The 18,665-nt window shown below is 64.2% G+C and carries 13 protein-coding genes; 5 read left to right on the top strand and 8 right to left on the bottom strand.

Translation table 11 applies throughout. The features are described 5' to 3' along the window. The first annotated feature begins 332 nt into the window (after positions 1 to 332). On the top strand, positions 333 to 1,514 hold the full coding sequence (locus IFT60_RS05640) for a GGDEF domain-containing protein (protein WP_192050366.1): 1,182 nt from the start codon (positions 333 to 335) through the stop codon (positions 1,512 to 1,514). A gap of 23 nt (positions 1,515 to 1,537) precedes the next feature. Here the strand turns inward: IFT60_RS05640 and IFT60_RS05635 are convergent, their stop codons facing one another. The 3 genes from IFT60_RS05635 to IFT60_RS05625 form a co-directional block, all read right to left on the bottom strand. After that, positions 1,538 to 1,786, bottom strand: a complete 249-nt coding sequence (locus IFT60_RS05635; protein WP_192050364.1) for a hypothetical protein — start codon at positions 1,784 to 1,786, stop codon at positions 1,538 to 1,540. Next, a complete protein-coding gene (locus tag IFT60_RS05630; RefSeq protein WP_192050362.1) occupies positions 1,786 to 2,388 on the bottom strand; it encodes a hypothetical protein in 603 nt (200 codons plus the stop codon). The genes IFT60_RS05635 and IFT60_RS05630 overlap by 1 nt, the downstream gene beginning before the upstream one ends. A gap of 489 nt (positions 2,389 to 2,877) precedes the next feature. Then, positions 2,878 to 5,244, bottom strand: a complete 2,367-nt coding sequence (locus IFT60_RS05625) for a penicillin-binding protein 1A (protein ID WP_192050530.1) — start codon at positions 5,242 to 5,244, stop codon at positions 2,878 to 2,880. Positions 5,245 to 5,421: 177 nt separating this feature from the next. Here IFT60_RS05625 and IFT60_RS05620 point away from each other — a divergent pair, with 177 nt between their 5' ends. Continuing rightward, entirely contained in the window at positions 5,422 to 7,680 is a 2,259-nt protein-coding gene (locus IFT60_RS05620; protein ID WP_192050360.1) for an OPT family oligopeptide transporter, read from the top strand. 620 nt (positions 7,681 to 8,300) lie between these two features. Here the strand turns inward: IFT60_RS05620 and IFT60_RS05615 are convergent. Continuing rightward, on the bottom strand, positions 8,301 to 9,806 hold the full coding sequence (locus IFT60_RS05615; RefSeq protein WP_192050358.1) for a peptide MFS transporter: 1,506 nt from the start codon (positions 9,804 to 9,806) through the stop codon (positions 8,301 to 8,303). A gap of 303 nt (positions 9,807 to 10,109) precedes the next feature. Between IFT60_RS05615 and ppnN the strand changes: the two genes are divergently transcribed. After that, on the top strand, positions 10,110 to 11,480 hold the full coding sequence (ppnN, locus tag IFT60_RS05610; protein ID WP_192050355.1) for a nucleotide 5'-monophosphate nucleosidase PpnN: 1,371 nt from the start codon (positions 10,110 to 10,112) through the stop codon (positions 11,478 to 11,480). Between the two features lie 306 nt (positions 11,481 to 11,786). Here ppnN and lysS read toward each other — a convergent pair whose 3' ends face one another. The 3 genes from lysS to prfB all read right to left on the bottom strand — a co-directional run bounded on the left by lysS (position 11,787) and on the right by prfB (position 15,133). Further along, the gene (lysS, locus tag IFT60_RS05605) at positions 11,787 to 13,337 is read right to left on the bottom strand and encodes a lysine--tRNA ligase (RefSeq protein ID WP_192050353.1); all 1,551 of its coding nucleotides are present in this window, start codon (positions 13,335 to 13,337) and stop codon (positions 11,787 to 11,789) included. Positions 13,338 to 13,363: 26 nt separating this feature from the next. After that, positions 13,364 to 14,026 (bottom strand): HAD family hydrolase, encoded by a 663-nt coding sequence (locus IFT60_RS05600; protein ID WP_192050351.1) that lies wholly within the window; start codon positions 14,024 to 14,026, stop codon positions 13,364 to 13,366. Further along, positions 14,023 to 15,133 (bottom strand): peptide chain release factor 2 gene (gene prfB, locus IFT60_RS05595; protein WP_192050349.1). Its coding sequence is split into 2 segments (ribosomal slippage): positions 14,023 to 15,051 and positions 15,053 to 15,133, totalling 1,110 coding nucleotides; the frame shifts between segments, so codons are not numbered across the junction. Before prfB ends, IFT60_RS05600 begins: the two co-directional genes overlap by 4 nt. A 152-nt stretch (positions 15,134 to 15,285) precedes the next feature. Here prfB and IFT60_RS05590 point away from each other — a divergent pair. After that, complete coding sequence (locus tag IFT60_RS05590) at positions 15,286 to 17,307, top strand: bifunctional 2',3'-cyclic-nucleotide 2'-phosphodiesterase/3'-nucleotidase (RefSeq protein WP_192050347.1); 2,022 nt, start codon at positions 15,286 to 15,288, stop codon at positions 17,305 to 17,307. Next, positions 17,304 to 17,714 (top strand): tetratricopeptide repeat protein, encoded by a 411-nt coding sequence (locus tag IFT60_RS05585; RefSeq protein ID WP_192050345.1) that lies wholly within the window; start codon positions 17,304 to 17,306, stop codon positions 17,712 to 17,714. The genes IFT60_RS05590 and IFT60_RS05585 overlap by 4 nt, the downstream gene beginning before the upstream one ends. A 109-nt stretch (positions 17,715 to 17,823) precedes the next feature. On the opposite strand, the gene IFT60_RS05580 is transcribed toward IFT60_RS05585, so the two are convergent. After that, a complete protein-coding gene (locus IFT60_RS05580; protein ID WP_192050343.1) occupies positions 17,824 to 18,573 on the bottom strand; it encodes a GAF domain-containing protein in 750 nt (249 codons plus the stop codon). Between the last annotated feature and the right edge of the window lie 92 nt (positions 18,574 to 18,665).

Genomic DNA, 18,665 nt, shown 5'->3' with positions numbered 1-18,665 from the left:
TCGATGACTCCACGCGTGATACATAGCTGCGAGATCATCGCGCACGAAAGCGGAGCCGGTACGTATCACCGCGTGGAGTCGTTGAGGCTGGGGGCCTCAACGACGCGTCCACCTACCGCATCCATACGAAAATAATAATTTCAGAATGACAATTTGAACGCCAGCTTGCGTTAAAATGGCGGTCGGTCCTGTCGGTACAGCCCATGCGTTTTCCGGTCATCCATGCGCGGGTGCTCGGACTGTTCCGATACTGTTTTCTGGTCGTGGACGGGTGTGATTCCTGCAACTGGCGCGGCCCGCCTGATCAAGTCCAACTGTTGAAGGTTGCCGTCTTGTCCGAACACCTCCCCACGCGTTGCCTGGCGATCCACCCCTACTGCGCCGAATTCACCGACCGTGCATTCGAAAGCCGCTTCGTCCGCCACTTTCTGCCGGAACGCAATGCCCAGTTGAAGGCAAGCCTGTTGATCTCGGCGGCTTTTTACGTCGTCTTCGGCCTGACCGACTTTGCCACCCTCGGCGCCACCGCCACCGCCTGGACCATGGTCGGCCTGCGCGTCCTTGTCGCCCTGGCCGCGCTGTGCGCGGTTGCCGCCATTGCACGCCATCCGGCGTCGGTGCCGGTGTCGATCCGCGCCACCTGTGGCGTGCTGGCGGTGGGACTGGGCGTGTTTCCGGTGCTGTGCTGGTACCAGCCGGCCGCCATGGCCTGGAATCTGATGTCGTTCGCGCTGATCCTGATGGCGGTGTACGTCATCTTTCCGAACCGCTTCGTGTACGCGGTGGCGATCGGCGTCGGCGCCAGCATCGCCTTTGGCGCGATGCTGCTGGTGCAGGGGGCCTTGTACTTCGACGACGTGGTGGCCCTGGTCCTGATGCTCATCCTCGGCAACGCCCTCGGCACGATCGCGGCGCGCCGCTTCCACCTGGCCCAGCGCCGGCAATTCCGCGCCGCCGTGCTGCTGCAGGAACTGGCCGACCGCGATCCGCTGACCGGCTGCCACAACCGCCGCGTGTTGCAGGGTGGGCTGTTCGAAGCCGAATTGGCGCGCACGCGCCGCTACGGCAGCGCCTTGTCGGTGATCCTGTGCGACATCGACCACTTCAAGCGCATCAACGACACCCACGGCCACGCCGCCGGCGACCAGGTGCTGGGCGCATTCGCCCGCCTGCTGCAATCGATGGTGCGCGAGGGCGTCGACAGCGTGATCCGCTACGGCGGCGAGGAATTCCTGATCGTGCTGCCGCAGACCGACCTGGCCGGCGCGCTGGCGCTGGCCGAACGAATCCGCGAAGCCTTCGCCAACGCGTCGACCCTGCTCGGCAGCGACACAGCCGTTTCGGCGACGGCCAGCTTCGGCGTCGCCTGCGTGCCCGCGCACGATCCAAACCCGCCGGCCAGCTTCGACGCGCTGATCGGCGCCGCCGACGAGGAGATGTATGCGGTCAAGCGCGGCGGGCGCAACGGGGTGCGCGGTACCTTGCTGGCAGCGCCGGAACTATTGCGCGCCTGAGCTTGCGGGAGTGGGGGCACGAATCACAGACTTGTCGGCGCGATGCGCCTTGCCCTGGCGGCGATGATGGCCTGGGCCTTGGCCTTTGCCCAAGCAGCTTGTTCGGGTGAAAGCTTTGCTGCAAGTGCGGTGAGATCGGCATCTGTTGGCTGGTTAGGAAGCGTCATCCCCAGCTGTAATTGGTCGAGAACCTGCTTGTAGGCGATTGCATAAGCCAGTTCCCGGCTCGGGTCGGCATCGAAGACCAGCGTCTTTCCCGCATAACCATTCATCAATCCGAAAGAGCACTGAGATCGCCCTGGTCGCCGTCGCGAATGACGAGCGCACGTGCCTGCCCCTTCCACTCGATGACTGATGGCTCGTCAGGCCTCGTCCGAAGCGCCTCTACGTCGCCTGATGGCCCGTGATGAAGCCAGGCGGAACCCGCACCAGGCGCGCCGGCATACGCTGCCGTGCGCAAGTAGTCATACTTCGAACGACGCATGACATCCGTGATGGACGCACACCGCTTACGCTGGGATGACACGGCCGGTATATGAGAAAGTCCAACAGTCCCAAGAACTGCCTCGCAACCTTCGATAATTTGATACGCTTTCAACGCATCGGTGGGACTTCGGGTAGCCGTTAGTGCCGCGATCACCTCAGCGAATGGGCGCACGTCTTCTTGCTTATCCGCTGCGGACACTGGCACCGCGCCCATCCATTGCATGCCATCGGCACTGCTTTGGCGGCTGCTTGTTGTGTTGCTTGAATCGGCAGGTGCCGGGAGCGATGCAAGGACGTGTGCCGGTGTCGATGCGTAGTGGACCGCCACCCAGATCGCGCCTGCCAATACGCCGCCCAGAACGAATATTTTTTGTCTTGTCAGTTCCATCGACATTTCTTGTTTTGTTCTTTTGATATTTTATGAAAGACATAACCGCCTTAGGTCGAACCTGGCCGTTCGTCAGACTCAGTGTACGGCCCGTATTGTACTAATGGCAAGTAGGGATGAACGCGATTCCTGACGCAGGCGGAAGATGCCTGAGCATAATGTTGAGAAAGTGGAGAGACCTATGAACAAACCGAAGCTCGTCCTGGTGCCGCCTCTGCCCCCGTGCCCACCAGGCGAGCCGCGCATGATTGCATTTCAGGGCGAGCCGAGGCCGCTCTCGCCAGGTGAGGCGCCAGTGCTGAAGCCGAGGAGGGCGCGATACCTGAGCAGCGTTTGCCTGCGACCCCCTGCGGCGCAAAGCCCTGCAAAAAATCTTGTCAACGCGTCCGACGGCCAGCCGTAAGTTCCGCTCTGCCAGCGCCGGGCTCGCGCCAAGGCGGGAGTCTCGATGTCAGACCTGACCCCAGCCTTTTAAGCAGGCAGCAAAGCTCACTGCGCCGGCACGAATACCGGCGCGCCGGCGGGCTGCGGTAGCGCCGCCCCATCCGCGCGCGGGTGGACTTCGCCGCCATCCTCATCGTCGGTCAGATAAGGCTCCGGCGCCGCCAGCGCCGCCGGGTCGATGTCGATCGCCCGGAACTGCGGCATCTCTGCAAACTCGGCATAGATCCAGTCGTCGTTCTCGCGCAGCACGCCTTGGGGTTCGGGGCGCTCGACCACGGGCCGTTTGGCCAGCGCGACCTGCATGTAGTCGAGCCAGATCGGCAGCGCCAGGGTGGCGCCGAATTCGCGGCCGCCGAGCGAACGCGGTTCGTCGTAGCCCATCCACGCCACCGCCACCACGTTGCCGCCGTAGCCGGCGAACCAGCCGTCGAAGGCGTCGCTGGTGGTGCCGGTCTTGCCGGCGATGTCGGGGCGCGCGAGACGCTTGGTGGCCGCCGCGCCGGTGCCGTAGCGGGTGACGTCGCGCAGCATCGAGTCGGTGACCCAGGCGTTGCGCGGATCGAGCACGCGCGCGGCTTCCTGGCGTGGTGCCGGCGCCTTGTTTTCGATCAAGACAGTGCCGTCGCCATCTTCGACGCGCGCGATCAGGTAGGGCTTGACGCCATAGCCGCCGTTGGCGAACACGGCGTAGGCGCCGGCCATCTGCAGCGGCGTGACCGCGCCGGTGCCCAGCGCCAGCGTCAGGTTCTTCGGGTGGCGCGCCAAATCAAAACCGAACTTGCCGAGGAAGTCGTGGGTGTAGGGCACTTCGAGCGCGCGCAGCAGGCGCACGGTCGGCACGTTCTTCGAGTGCGCCAGCGAATAGCGCATCGTGATCGGGCCGTCGAAGACGTTGTCGTCGTTCTGCGGTTTCCAGTCGGCGCCGGCATTCTCGCCCGGCATGACCAGTTCCTGGTCGAGGATCAGCGTGCCCGGGTTGTAGCCTTTTTCGAGCGCGGCCGAATACACGAAGGGCTTGATCGCGGAACCCGGCTGGCGCCAGGCTTGCGTCACGTGGTTGAACTTTTGCAGGTTGTAGTCGAAGCCGCCGACCAGGGCCTGGTAGGCGCCGCTGTCGGCGTCGAGCGCGACAAACGCGGCCGCCACCAGCGGCACCTGGGTGATGCCCCAGCTATCCTTAATTTTGCTGATGCGGACCACGGCGCCGGATTCGATGCGCTGCGCTTCCTTCGCCTTGCTCGACAAGCCGGCCGCCGCGAACTTCAGGCCGGCGCCGGTGATCGTGATGGTATCGCCGTCGATGGTTTCGACTTTCACCGACTTGCTTGACGCGGCCAGCACCACCGCCGGCTCCAGGCCATCGCTCGACGGACGCTTTTGCAGCGCCTCGACGATCGCTTCCTCGCGTTCTTCTTCACTTGCTGGAAGCTCGACATGCGCCTCGGGACCGCGGTAGCCGTGGCGGCTGTCGTAGGCCAGCACGTTGCGGCGCACCGAATCGTAGGCCGCTTCCTGGGCTTTCGAGTCGATGGTGGTATAGACCCTGATGCCGCGCGTGTACGACGCTTCGGCGTACTGGGCGAACACCACCTGGCGCGCCAGTTCGGCCACGTACTGCGCGTGGGTGCCGAATTCCTGCGGCTTCGAATGCACGCGCAGCGGCTCGGCCACGGCTTTCGCATACTGCGCTTCGTCGATGTCGCCGAGGTCGCGCAGGCGCCGCAGCACTTGCTCCTGGCGCAGCTTGGCGCGCTTTGGATTCACCGCCGGGTTGTGGCGCGCCGGGTTTTGCGGCAGGCCGGCCAGCATCGCGGTCTCCGCAATGGTGAGCTGGTCGAGCTTCTTGCCGAAATAGCTGCGCGCGGCGCTGGCGAAGCCGTAGGAGCGCTGGCCGAGATAGATCTGGTTCATGTACAGCTCGAGGATCTGGTCCTTGGTCAGCGCATCCTCGATCTTGTAGGCCAGTACGATCTCATTCAGCTTGCGCGACAGGACCTTTTCGCGCGACAGGAAGAAGTTGCGCGCCACCTGCATGGTGATGGTCGAGGCGCCGCCTGAGCCGAAGCCGCCGGTGACGTTGGCTTTCAGCGCGCGCGCCGCGCCCATCCAGTCGATGCCCTTGTGTTCGTAGAAGCGTGCATCCTCGATCGCCAGCACCGCCTTTTTCATCATCGGCGGGACCTGGTCGATCGGCACGAAATCGCGGTGCTCCTCGCCGAATTCGCCGATCAGGACCTTGTCGGCGGTGTAGATGCGCAGCGGGATCTTCGGCTTGTAGTCGGTGACGGCGTCGATCGAGGGCACGTTCGGCACGATCGACATCAGGAACCAGACGGCGACGGCGGCGATCGCGAAGACGATGGCGGCGAGGATGAAGAAGATGAAACCGCGCTGTTGGCGCGGCAGCCGCATGGCTTTATGGGACGTGGTCAAGACAGTGTTCTCCTGCTGTGGGCCGCGCAAAAGGCAGGCCCGGCGGGCGGAATTATAATCCCGTTTCTAATCCGCTTTCTTTCGAGCACCGCATATGCCATAGTCACGCCTTCAGGCCGGCTTAAGACCAGCCACGAACGACATTCCAGGAACACCATGCCCTACGATCCCGCTCCCGCGCCCGTCAAGCCTTATATCCCGGCCACGGCCAACCTCCCCGAGTTCACCATCCGCGCCCTGGTCATGGGCGTCGTGCTGGGCATGATCTTCGGCGCCTCTTCGCTCTACCTGGTGCTGAAGGTCGGCCTGACCGTCAGCGCCTCGATCCCGGTGGCGGTGATCGCCATCACGCTGTTCGGCATGTTCAAGAAGATGGGCGGGCGCGAGTCGACCATCCTGGAAAACAGCATCACGCAAACGGCCGGTTCGGCCGGCGAGTCGCTCGCCTTTGGCCTGGGCGTGACCATGCCGGCGATTATGATCCTCGGCTTCGACCTCGAGATCTCGCGCGTGATGCTGGTTGGCGTGCTCGGTGGCCTGCTCGGCATCCTCATGATGATCCCGATGCGCCGCACGATGATCGTCGAAGGCCACCGCGAACTGAAGTACCCGGAAGGCACGGCCTGCGCCGAAGTGCTGAAAGCCGCCGCCACCGAAACCTCGCGCGAAGCGGCCGGCGAAGTGCGCCTGGAAGGGTCGGACGCCGCCGTCGAGGCCAAGCGCCGCGCCGCCATCATCTTCGGCGGCTTCGGCCTCGGCTTGTTGTACAAGGTCGCGAACGTCTCGCTCAAGGGCTGGAAGGACGTCGCCAACTTCGAATTCGGCGCGCCCCTGAAGGCGGGATCGGCCGGCGCCGAAATCTCGCCGGAGCTGGTCGGCGTCGGCTACATCATCGGCCCGCGCATCGCCTTCACGATGGCGGCCGGCGGCGTGCTCTCGTACCTGATGCTGATCCCGATGATCAAATTCTTCGGCGAGCTCTTGACCGTGCCGGTGTCGCCGGGGACCATGCTCATCAAGGACATGACGCCGGACGACATCCGCGACGCCTACGTGCTCTACATCGGTGCCGGCGCGGTGGCGGCGGGCGGCCTGATTTCGCTGGTGCGTTCGTTGCCGTCGATCTGGAACGGGCTGAAGGGCGGCCTCGCCGGAATGGGTAAAGGAAAAGGCGCTGCGCCCGCGTCCACCCTGCGCACCGACCAGGACATCCCGTTCAAGTGGGTGGCGATCGGCTGCCTGGCGATCATCGCCATCATCAGCTTCGCCACGCCGCTGCACATGAATTTCCTCGGCGCGCTGCTGATCCTGGTGTTCGGCTTCCTGTTCGCCACGGTGTCGTCGCGCCTGACCGGCGAGGTCGGCTCGTCGTCGAACCCGATATCGGGCATGGCGGTGGCCACGCTGCTGTTCACCTGCCTGATCTTCCTGGTCATGGGCTGGACCGGCGGACGCTATTACGTCACCGCCTTGTCGGTCGGCGCCATCGTTTGCATCGCCGCCAGCAATGCCGGCACCACCTCGCAGGATTTGAAAACCGGCTTCCTGGTCGGCTCGACGCCGCGCCTGCAGCAGTACGCGATCCTGTGCGGGGCGTTCGCGTCGGCGCTGATCCTGGGGCCGATCCTGTTGAAACTGAACGATGCCGGCACCGTATACGTGCCGGCGGCCCAGGTCGCGCCCGGCATCACGGTCGACGCCTCGAAGCTGACCGAGACGGCGCAGCTGCAAGGGCCACAGGCGGAGACCGACAACAAGACCTATAAAGTCTGGCGCAAGGTCGGCACCGCCGGCGGCCCGGAAGGCAAATACCTGGTCGCCGACGACGGCAAGCTGGCCTACCTCGTCGATCCGGGCATCAACGGCCACCACCACACGCGTCCGGACGGCACCGAAGTCAAGAAATACGATGCGCCGAAAGCGGTGCTGATGTCCTACATCATCAAGGGCATCCTCGACCAGCAGCTGCCGTGGACGCTGGTGCTGTTCGGCGTGATGATCTCGGTGGTGCTGGAAATGGCTGGCATCCAGGCGCTGGCGTTCTCGGTGGGTGTCTACCTGCCGCTGGTGTCGACGCTGCCGATCGCCATCGGCGGCGCCGTGCGCTGGGCGGCCGACCGCCGCAACAACAAGCTGCCGCAGTACGCCGAACTGAATGCCGAGGAACGCGTCGCCGCGGGCGACCGCAGCTCGGGCACCTTGCTGGCTTCCGGTTATATCGCCGGCGGCGCGCTGGCCGGGATCATCATCGCGATCACGGCCGGGGTGATGACCAACTTCGACAGCATGATGGCGAAGTGGGCGGAAGGGGCGAATCCATTCTTCGCAGGGCCGCAGTCGGATCTGCTGTCGCTGATACCGTATGCGGCGATCGTGCTGCTGCTGTATTGGGTGGCGCGCGAAAAAGCACGGTAGGGTGGGCGGCTAAACCGGTCTGTCTGCGCCTACGCGACTAACGCGCCGCCCACGCGTTCAAAGGAGGCAGACCGCCGCGGGTGATCATCCCGCGCCATGACTATCCCGGGTGCTGGACACGGTCACGCTGTTCTAGCGCGGCGGTCCGCCTATGTTGAACGCGTGGGCGGCGCAAGTGCCGCGTGGATGCGGATGAACGGGTGGAGCCGCCCACCCTACGGGTATCCGGGCACATGTAGGGTGGGCGGCTAAACCGGTCTGTCTGCGTCTACGCGACGTAAGCGCCGCCCACGCGTTCAAAGGAGGCGGACCGCCGCGGGTGATCATCCCGCGCCATGACTATCCCAGGTGCTGGAGATGGTGACGCTGTTCGAGCGCGGCGGTCCGCCTATGTTGAACGCGTGGGCGGCGCAGCTGCCGCGTGGATGCGGATGAACGGGTGGAGCCGCCCACCCTACGGGTCGGGGTACACCGTAGGGCGGGCATGCCCGCGTGCGCACCGTCGAATACACGCACCGCCGGCCATGACGCGTCGCCGTATGCCGGCGCATGCCTTCGACGACAAACGAAAAAAAACGGCAGCCCGCAGGCTGCCGTTTTCGTTGAAGCAAAGAAGACGATTACTTCACGCCATGCATCAGCTTCTGGATCAGCGGTGCGATCAGGAACAGCAGCACGCCGCCGCCCACCAGCGACCAGAAGCCGAAGGTGTAGCCGTCCAGCGCCGAGGCGATCGACATGCCCGATTCGCCCGAGACGTGCGAGGCGAAGATGCCCGACAGGTTGTTGCCGATACCGGTCGACAGGAACCAGCCGCCCATGCCCAGGCCGACCAGGCGCACCGGCGCCAGCTTGGTGACCATCGACAGGCCGATCGGGGACAGGCACAGTTCGCCGACCGACTGGATGAAGTAGACGGTGAACAGGGTCCAGAACGGGATCTTGCCGCTGTCGTCGACCAGGGTCGACAGCGCGTACATCAGCAGGCCGAACGCCAGGCCGTTGAAGATCAGGCCGAGGCCGAACTTGCGCGGGATCGATGGATTGGCGTTGCGGCGGCCCAGCATCACCCAGACGGCGGCGATGATCGGCGCAAAGGCGATGATGGCGACCGAGTTCACGCTCTGGAACCAGGCGACCGGGAAGATCCAGCCGGACAGGTCACGGTCGACGATCTGGTCGGCCAGGAAAGTGAACGAGCTGCCGGCCTGTTCGAAGAACATCCAGAACAGGATGTTGAAGGCGAAGATGATCATCATGGCGATGGTCTTGTCGCGCGCGACCTTGCCGTTGCGTATACCTTCGATCATCAGCATCAGCGCCAGGCCGATGAACAGCACGGTCAGGATCACCTGCAGGGTGCCGGCGCCGAGTTTCAGCAGGAAGTACACGCCCGGGATCACGATGATGGCGCCGATGATGACGGCCAGTGGACGGCCCATGCCCTGCGCCTGCGGCTCGGGTGCGCCGATGCCGGCGAGGGTCTTGCGGCCGATGTAGAACCACACCAGGCTGACCAGCATGCCCAGGCCCGAGACCATGAACACGACCTTGTAGGCCGGGGTGGTGCCGTCGCCCATGTTCTGCGCCAGGATCTGGGTCAGGATCGGGGCGATGAAGGCGCCCGCGTTGATGCCCATGTAGAAGATGGTGAAGCCGGAATCGCGGCGGGTATCGCCCAGGCTGTAGAGTTTGCCGACCATGGTCGAGATGTTCGGCTTGAACATGCCGTTACCGACGATGATGGTGGCCAGGCCGAGCTTGAACACGTCTTCGTTGGGGAAGCTAATCATGAACAGGCCGGCCGCCATGAAGACGGCGCCGATCAGGATCGAACGCTGGTAGCCGATGACACGGTCGGCGATCAGGCCGCCGAAGACGGCGCCCGCATACACGAGCGCGAGGTAGGAACCGTAGGTCAGGTTGGCACTGGCCTGGCCGACGGCGGCGCCGTCGTAGAACTGGGCGACGATGTAGAGCACGAGGGCCCAACGGATGCCGTAGAAAGCGAAGCGCTCCCAGAATTCGGTCATGAACAGCATCCACAGCGGTGCCGGGTGGCCCATGATCTGTTTGAACTCTGGAATGGCAACGTCCTTGCCGGGTGTAGCAGCTGCACCGCTCATGCGGGTCCTCCCCAAGATAGTGTTTCGCGAATGTTTATTTTGTTGAAATGCCGGACGAGCCCGAATTCCAATTGGGACGCATTTTAGAGGAAATTGCTTACCACAAGAAAAATTTTTGTCATTGTGGTAAACACGCGCGCAGGTGGTGCCTCAGTGGTCGATTATGTTGCTGCCGTGCACCAGTCTTGCACCATCGGCGCACACAAGCGCGGGCGTCCGGAGGCCAGTTGTCGTATATTGGTGAAACAGCCAGCATTGTTTCCGGAGGCCTCTGTTTCCGGCGTATTTGAAAGGAAGACCTGCATGAACTACGACGTCGTCGATGTCCTGATTTCCCCCGAAGGTCGCCTTGAAGTCCTGTCGAAGGCCGAGGTAGCCAAGCTGCTCGATACCAGCCAGGGCGGCCTGTACAACATATTTCGCAAATGCGCGCTCGCGGTCCTGAACTGCGGCAGTTCGATCGACGATGGCAAGGAACTGATGGAGCGCTACAGCGGCTTCGACATCAGCATCATCCAGCGCGAACGCGGCATCAAGCTCGACATCCGCGGCGCGCCGTCGATCGCTTTCGTCGACGGCAAGATGATCAGGGGTATCCACGAACACCTGTTCGCGGTGCTGCGCGACATCGTCTACGTCCACTTCGAGATCACCGAAAACCCGAAATTCAACCTGAGCAAGCCGGAAGGCATCACCGACGCGGTGTTCCACATCCTGCGCAACGCCAACGTGCTGCAGCCGCAGCGCAATCCGAACCTGGTCGTGTGCTGGGGCGGCCACTCGATCAACCGCATCGAGTACAACTATTCGAAAGAAGTCGGCTATGCGCTCGGCCTGCGCGAACTCGACATCTGCACCGGCTGCGGTCCCGGCGCGATGAAGGGGCCGATGAAGGGCGCCGCGATCGGCCACTCGAAGCAGCGCCTGCACGGCGGGCGCTACCTCGGCATCTCGGAGCCGGGCATCATCGCCGCCGAGTCGCCGAACCCGATCGTCAACGACCTGATCATCATGCCGGACATCGAAAAGCGCCTGGAAGCCTTCGTGCGCACCGGCCACGGCATCTGCGTGTTCCCGGGCGGCGCCGGCACCGCCGAAGAGATCCTGTACATCCTCGGCATCCTGCTCCATCCGGACAACGCCGAGATGCCGTTCCCGCTGATCTTCACCGGCCCGGCCACCGCGCGCGAATACTTCGAGCAGATCGACGGCTTCATCGCCCAGACCCTGGGAGCGCGCGCCCAGGCCCGCTACAAGATCATCATCGACGATCCGGACGCGGTCGCGCGCGAAATGGCCGCCGGAATCAAGCAGGTGCGCGAATTCCGCAAGGCGAAAAGCGATGCGTATTACTTCAACTGGCTCCTGAAGATCGACCAGGAATTCCAGAAGCCGTTCAAGCCGACCCACGAGAACATGCGCAACCTGAAGCTGCACAAGAACCAGGAAACGCACCTGCTCGCCGCCAACCTGCGCCGCGCGTTTTCGGGCGTGGTGGCCGGCAACGTGAAGGAAGAGGGCATCCGCGAGATCGAGAAACACGGCAAGTACGAGATCCACGGCGACAGCGAGATCATGGGGCCGATGGATGCGCTGCTGGCCTCGTTCGTCGAGCAGAGCCGGATGAAGTTGCCGGGCAAGGCGTATGTGCCTTGTTATACGATCGTGCAATAACGAACCGGTCCGGTTCCTTTAGGGTGGGCTCTTGAGCCCACGCGGTGCGGCGCATGAATTGTGTTTCGACGTGCAAACGTGCGTACCGCGTGGGCACAAGTGCCCACCCTACGTTACACCGCAGCCGCGTATCGCTTGGTATACGATCGTGCAGCAAGGTTTTTGGTAGGGTGGGCATTCATGCCCACGCGGTACGGCGTGTGAATTGTGTTTCGATATGCGAATGCCGTAGCGCGTGCGCACAAGTGCGCACCCTACAAAAAAACGGGACGCCTCGGCGTCCCGTTTTCTCATCCGATCAAACGATCAGTCCTCTTTGCGCAAATGCGGGAACAATAGCACGTCGCGAATGTTCGGCGAGTCGGTCAGAATCATGATCAGGCGATCGATGCCGATGCCGCAGCCACCGGCCGGCGGCATGCCGTATTCCAGCGCGCGGATATAGTCGGCGTCGTAGTACATCGCTTCGTCGTCGCCGGCTTCCTTGGCTTCGACCTGCGACAGGAAGCGCGCGGCCTGGTCTTCCGGATCGTTCAGCTCCGAGAAGCCGTTGGCGATCTCGCGGCCGACCATGAACAATTCAAAGCGCTCGGTGATGCCGGCACGGGTGTCCGAGGCGCGTGCCAGCGGCGAGACTTCGACCGGGTAGTCGATGATGTACGTCGGCTCCCACAGCTGCGCTTCGGCGGTTTCTTCGAACAGCGCCAGTTGCAGCGCGCCCAGGCCGGCGGTGGCGAAGGGCTTGACGCCGAACTTCTTCAGTTCCGCCTTGATGAACTCGGCGTCGTCGAGCTGCTCGGCCGTGTAGCCGGGCGCGTACTTGTTGATGGCCTGGACGATGGTCAGGCGCTGAAACGGTTTCGACAGGTCCAGCTCGCGGCCGCCGTAGGACAGCACCGCCGTGCCCTGGGCATCGACCGCGGCCTGGCGGATGATCGCTTCGGTGAAGTCCATCAGCCAGGTGTAGTCGGTGTAGGCCGCGTAGAACTCCATCATCGTGAACTCGGGGTTGTGACGGATCGACACGCCCTCGTTGCGGAAGTTGCGGTTCACTTCGAAGACGCGGTCGAAGCCGCCGACGACGAGACGCTTTAAATACAGCTCGGGAGCGATGCGCAGGAACATCTGCATGTCGAGCGCGTTGTGGTGGGTGATGAACGGCTTGGCCGCGGCGCCGCCCGGGATCGGGTGCAGCATCGGGGTCTCGACTTCCATGAAGTCGTTCTTTTCCATGAAGCGGCGCATCGACGACAGCGCGGCGGTACGCGCCTTGAAGGTGCGGCGCGTCTCTTCGTTCATGATCAGGTCGACGTAGCGCTGGCGGTACTTGGTTTCCTGGTCGGCCAGGCCGTGGAATTTATCAGGCAGCGGGCGCAGCGCCTTGGTCACCAGGCGCAGCTTGCTGACCTTGATCGTCAGTTCGTCGACCTTGGTCTTGAACAGCGTGCCTTCCACGCCCAGGATGTCGCCCAGGTCGTAGGTGCGGAAGGCTTCCATCGCCGCTTCGCCGGTGGCGTCCAAGGTCACGTAGATCTGGATGCGGCCGTCGGCGCGCGCGCCCGAAGCGTCCTGCAGGGTCGCGAATGCCGCCTTTTTGCCGGCTTCGCGCTTGAGCATCATGCGGCCGGCCAGCACCACGGGAATGGCTTTTTCTTCCAGCTCTTCACGGGTGAGGCTGCCGTACTGCTCGACCAGTGCCGCCGCCTTGTGCTCGGGCTTGAAGTCGTTCGGAAAGGCGACGCCCTGTTCGCGGATCGCGGCCAGCTTGGCGCGGCGCTCGGTCATGATCTTGTTGTCGTCGGCAGTCGCGGCCGATTCCGCCGGCAGCGGCGTGTTCTCTTGGTTTTCCGTAGTCATGGTGGGTTCAACTCTTGTAAGTTTGTTCAAGCGAACAGCGTCTCGAGGACCAGCGACGAGAAATCGTCGACGATCGCGATCACGTTGTCGAATTCTGCAAAGGCATCGGCGGGCAGGGTGGTCGTGATCACCACCACGCGCATGCCGGCGCGGCGCGCCGCTTCCACGCCCAGCGGCGCGTCTTCGAAGACGATGCAGTCGGCGGGTGCGGCGCCGCAGCGGCGCGCCGCTTCCAGGAACACGTCCGGATGCGGTTTGCCGCGGGCCACGTCGGCGGCGCCGACGACGGTCTCGAAATGGCGGCGCAGGTCGAGGCCGTCGAGCGTGAACTCGACGTTGGCCGGCGGCGCGGCGGTGCCGACCGCCAGCAGGATGCCCTGCGAGCGCGCATCGGCGATCAGGTCCTCGAAGCCGGCGACGCTTTTCAGGTGCGGCGCGTACAGCTCGCGGTAAACCGCTTCCTTTTCATGGTTCAGGACAGCGATTTCATCGTCGGCCAGGTCCGCGCCCAGGTAGGAGCGGATGATTTCCTGGCCCTGGCGGCCGGCCGTCGTGCGGAAGAATTCGTCCGCATCGATGGCGCGCCCACGGCGTTCGAAGAAGGCGATCCACGACTGCGTGTGGAAGGCCATGTTGTCGACGATGGTGCCGTCCATATCGAAGATCAGCGCCCGCTTGCTTGCGCTCATGCGCCCACGCCTTGCTTGAGCGAGGCCGAGATGAAATCGTCCAGGTCGCCGTCGAGCACGTTCTTGGTGTTGCCGGTCTCGAAGCCGGTCCGCAGGTCCTTGATGCGCGACTGGTCGAGCACGTACGAACGGATCTGGTGGCCCCAGCCGACGTCGGTTTTCGAGTCTTCCAGCTTCTGCTGCTCGGCCATGCGCTTGCGCATTTCGAGTTCGAACAGTTTGGCGCGCAGCATGTCGAAGGCTTCGGCCTTGTTGCGGTGCTGCGAACGGTCGTTCTGGCACTGCACGACGATGCCCGACGGGCCGTGCGTCAGGCGCACCGCGGAGTCGGTCTTGTTGATGTGCTGGCCACCGGCGCCCGATGCGCGGTAGGTGTCGATGCGCACGTCGGCCGGGTTGATCTCGATCTCGAACGACTCGTCGACTTCCGGATACACGAACAGCGAGGTGAACGAGGTGTGGCGGCCGTTGGCCGAGTCGAACGGCGACTTGCGCACCAGGCGGTGCACGCCGGTTTCGGTGCGCAGGTGGCCATAGGCGTACTCGCCCTCGACCTTGATGGTCGCGGTCTTGATGCCGGCGACTTCACCGTCGGACTGTTCCAGGATCTCGGCCTTGAACCCTTTGCGTTCGCAATAGCGCAGGTACTGGCGCAGCAGCATCGAGGCCCAGTCCTGGGCTTCGGTACCGCCGGCGCCGGCCTGGATGTCGATGAAGCAGCTCGCATGGTCCATCGGGTTGCTGAACATGCGGCGGAATTCCATCTGCTCGATCGTCGCCTTGACCGCTTCCAGGTCGGCGCCCACGGCTTCCATGGTGTCGTCGTCGCCTTCTTCGCGGCCCATCTCGAACAGGTCGGCGGCGTCGGCCAGGTCGGCCTTGGCCTTTTCCAGCGTCAGCACGACGCCTTCCAGGGCCTTTTTCTCTTTACCGAGGTCGAGCGCCCGCTTCTGGTCGTTCCAGACGGTCGGATCTTCGAGTTCTTCGTTGACCTGCTCTAGTTTCTCCGACTTCCGATCGAAGTCAAAGATACCTCCGAAGTTCGGCCTCGCGACCGGTCAGGTCGTTCAGCAGGGCGGAGATGGCGTTGATGCGTTCAGCTTCCATGATCTTGGCGTCTAAATGAGTTGAATCGAACCTTCGATTATACCCCAGTGGCGACGGGTGCCGGTGACGCGGGCGCCACGGTGGCCGGCCAACTTGCAGGCGCTTGCGCTGCTGCCGTATCATCGGCTCCGTTCCCAACCGACGATTCCTCCATGCGCTCTTCCTTCCCTTGCCAAATCGGCATCGCCTTCCTTCCTGCGGTTTTCGCGCTGCCGGCACTGGCTGCGCCAGCCGCGCTCGCTGTGCCCAAGGGCGCCAGCGCCACCCTTGCCGTGCTCGAGACCACCGACCTGCATTCGAACGTGGTCGGCTACGATTATTTCAAGCTGGCGGAAGAGCCGTCGATCGGCCTCGACCGCACCGCGCGCCTGATCGCGCAGGCGCGTGTCGAATTCGCCAATACGGTCCTGTTCGACAACGGCGACACCATCCAGGGCAATGCGCTGGCGGACTACCAGGCGTTAGTAAAACCGCTGCGCTGCGACCAGACGCTGGGTATCTACAAGGTGATGAATGCGCTGAAGTACGATGGCGCATCGATCGGCAACCACGAATTCAACTACGGCCTCGGTTTCCTGTCACAGGTGACGGGCAAGCGCTTCCAGGTCGCGGGTGTGGAGCAGCCGAAGCGCTGCGCCGGCCCGGCCTTTCCGCAGGTGCTGGCCAACGTCTACAGCGTCAAGACGAAGAAACCGCTGTTCGAACCCTACCGCATCATCGAGAAAAAAGTCAGTGCGCAGGATGCGAACGGCCGCGCGATCACAGCCACGGTGAAGGTCGGGATCATCGGCTTCACGCCGCCGACCATCATGTCCTGGGACAAGCGCTGGCTGGACGGCAAGGTGTACACCACCGGCGTGCGCGAGGCGGCGCTGAAATACATCCCCGAGATGCGCAAGAAGGGCGCCGACATCGTCGTCGCCATCGCCCACGGCGGCCTGGACGCCAATCCGTACACGCCGCAGATGGAAAACGCCGGCTGGTACCTGGCCCAGGTGCCCGGCGTGGACGCGATGCTGCTCGGGCATTCGCACCAGCTGTTCCCGAACGCCGCCAGCACGGCGCCGCAATTCAACCTGCCCGGCGTGGACAAGGCCCGAGGGCTGGTGCATGGCGTGCCGACCGTGATGGCGAATTTGTGGGGCAAGCACCTGGGCGTGATCGCGCTGCAGTTGCGCGCCGACGGCAAGGGCTGGACGATCGAGAAGGACAAGACGGTGGTCGAGGCGCGCAGCGCCCAGAACGCCGATAAAAGCTTCGTCGCCGCCGACCCGGCGGTGCTGGCGCTGATTCGCGAAGAGCATGAGGCGACCATCGGCTACGTCAAGACGCCGGTCGGCAGCACCGACTTTCGCATGACAACCTATTTCGCCGACGTCGGCGACACGTCGGCGATCGCGGTGGTGAACGCGGCGCAGACGCAGTACGTGCAGAACTACGTGGCGGCCAATTTGCCGCAGTATGCCAAGCTGCCGGTGCTGTCGATGTCGGCGCCGTTCAAGAGCGGCTTGGCCGGCGCCTTCGACTTCACCGACGTCCCGGCCGGGAACCTGGCGCTGAACAATGCGGCCGACCTGTATCTGTATCCGAACGCGCTGTACGCGGTGAAGATCGACGGTGCTGGATTAAAAGCCTGGCTGGAGACCTCGGCGCGCCGTTTCAACACCATCGATCCGAACAGGACCGACGCGCAGGAGCTGGTCAACCCGACCGTCCCAAGCTACAACTTCGATACGCCGACTTCTCCCGAGATCAGCTACGAGATCGACGTGACCCAGCCTGCCGGCGCGCGCATCCGTAACCTGGCCTTGCGCGGCGTGCCGGTCACACCAACGCAGGAATTCATCGTCGCCACGAATAACTACCGCGCCAGCGGCGGCGGCAACTTTCCCGGCCTGGACGGCAGCAAGACCATCCTCGCCTCGCCCGATACCAGCCGCGACGTGCTGATCGCCTACATCCGCAACGTCAGGAAGCTGACCCGCGCCAGCCACGGCGCCGCGCGCAGCTGGCGCTTCACGCCGGTGAAAACGGCTGGACCGGTGGTGTTCCATTCGGCGCCGGGCGTGCTGGAGCTGGCGCAGGCGGCGGGGCTGAACAACGTCAGCCAGCTGCGCGCCGACGATGGCCTCGGCAAGGGCTTTGCGCTGTACGCGCTGGACCTGGCGAAATGAAGATGCTGGCGCCGCTGTTGCTGGCTCTGGCCCTGGCCGGCGCCGGCACGGTACAGGCGGCCCCGGCACCGGCGCAGCCGACGGCCGCAGTGTCGGCGCAGGATGCCTACAAGTTGGGGCTGATGTACCGTCACGGCACAGGCGTGGCGCTCGATGCCGGCCTGGCTGCGCACTGGATCGGCGTTGCCGCGCGCGGTGGACTGGCGCAAGCCATGTTCACGCTGTCGAACATGCTGGCGGCGGGAGAGGGCGTGGCGGCCGATGCCGGCGCCGCGCGGCGCTGGCTGGAAGAGGCGGCGGCGCTCGGGTATCCGGCGGCGCTGCAGGAGCTGGCCATGCGTGAACCCGATCCGCGCCAGGCGGAACTGCTGATGCGCCAGGCGGCGCACGCATTGCAGCACCCGTAGGGCGGGCATGCCCGCCGAATGACGCGTGGTGAAGTTCTCATCGGCTAACGCGATGCGTCGTTCCCGGCGGGCATGCCCGCCCTACGGTGAGCAGCCATCGCGGGCAAATTCAATCCTTGACCGACGCCTCGATCTCGCCTGCGGCGATCGCCGCCAGGTCGACCAAGGCCTGCAACTCCGTGGCGCGCAGCTTGCGCGGTTCGCGGTCGATCACGCACAGGGTGCCCATCGCCATGCCGGCCCGGTCGCGCAGCGGGACGCCGGCATAGAAGCGCATGTGCGGGTCGGCCAGCACCAGCGGGTTGCCGGAAAAGCGCGCGTCGCTCATCGCGTCTTCGATCACGAACGGGCCATCCTGCAGGATCGCGTGGGTGCAGAAGGCCCACTCGCGCGGCGTCTGCTGCGCCGGCAGGCCGACGCGCGCCTTGAACCACTGGCGGCGCGCGGTCAAGAGCGAGATCAGGGCGATTGGCGATTCGGTCACTTTCGAGGCCAGGCGCACGATGCGCTCGAAACGCTCTTCCGACAGGCTGTCGACCAGGTTGGTCGCGGCCAGCGCGGCCAGGCGCTGCGCTTCGTCTTCCGCCACCGGAAATGCCGGATCGGGATTGGGCAGGAATTCGGGATCGGTCGGCGTTGCCGGCTGGCGCCGTTCGTGCGGCGCATGGTGGCCCGCTACCTTGGTCATCAGGGCGCGGATATGGCTTTCGCGCGTGCGGCGGTGGCCGCCGGGGGTCTTCCACGAGTCGATTGCGCCACTTTCCATCCAGAGCTGGACGGTGCTGGTTGCCACGCCCAGCAGGCGGGCGGCGGCGCTGGTAGTGAGGATCGGGTCCTCTTCCGTTGCATTACTGTTCATTAATCTTCCTGCTGGTTTAGGTGAGTATACCCGATTTGATGAATTTCGCCGGATGTTCCGCTTTTGTCCCGCCAAATAAGGAATAAAGCGAC

The organism is Massilia sp. CFBP 13721, from assembly GCF_014842025.1.
Classification (GTDB): Bacteria; Pseudomonadota; Gammaproteobacteria; order Burkholderiales; family Burkholderiaceae_D; genus Telluria.
Note: the sequence above shows the minus strand (reverse complement) of the source record. Positions and strands in the feature narration are given on the sequence as shown.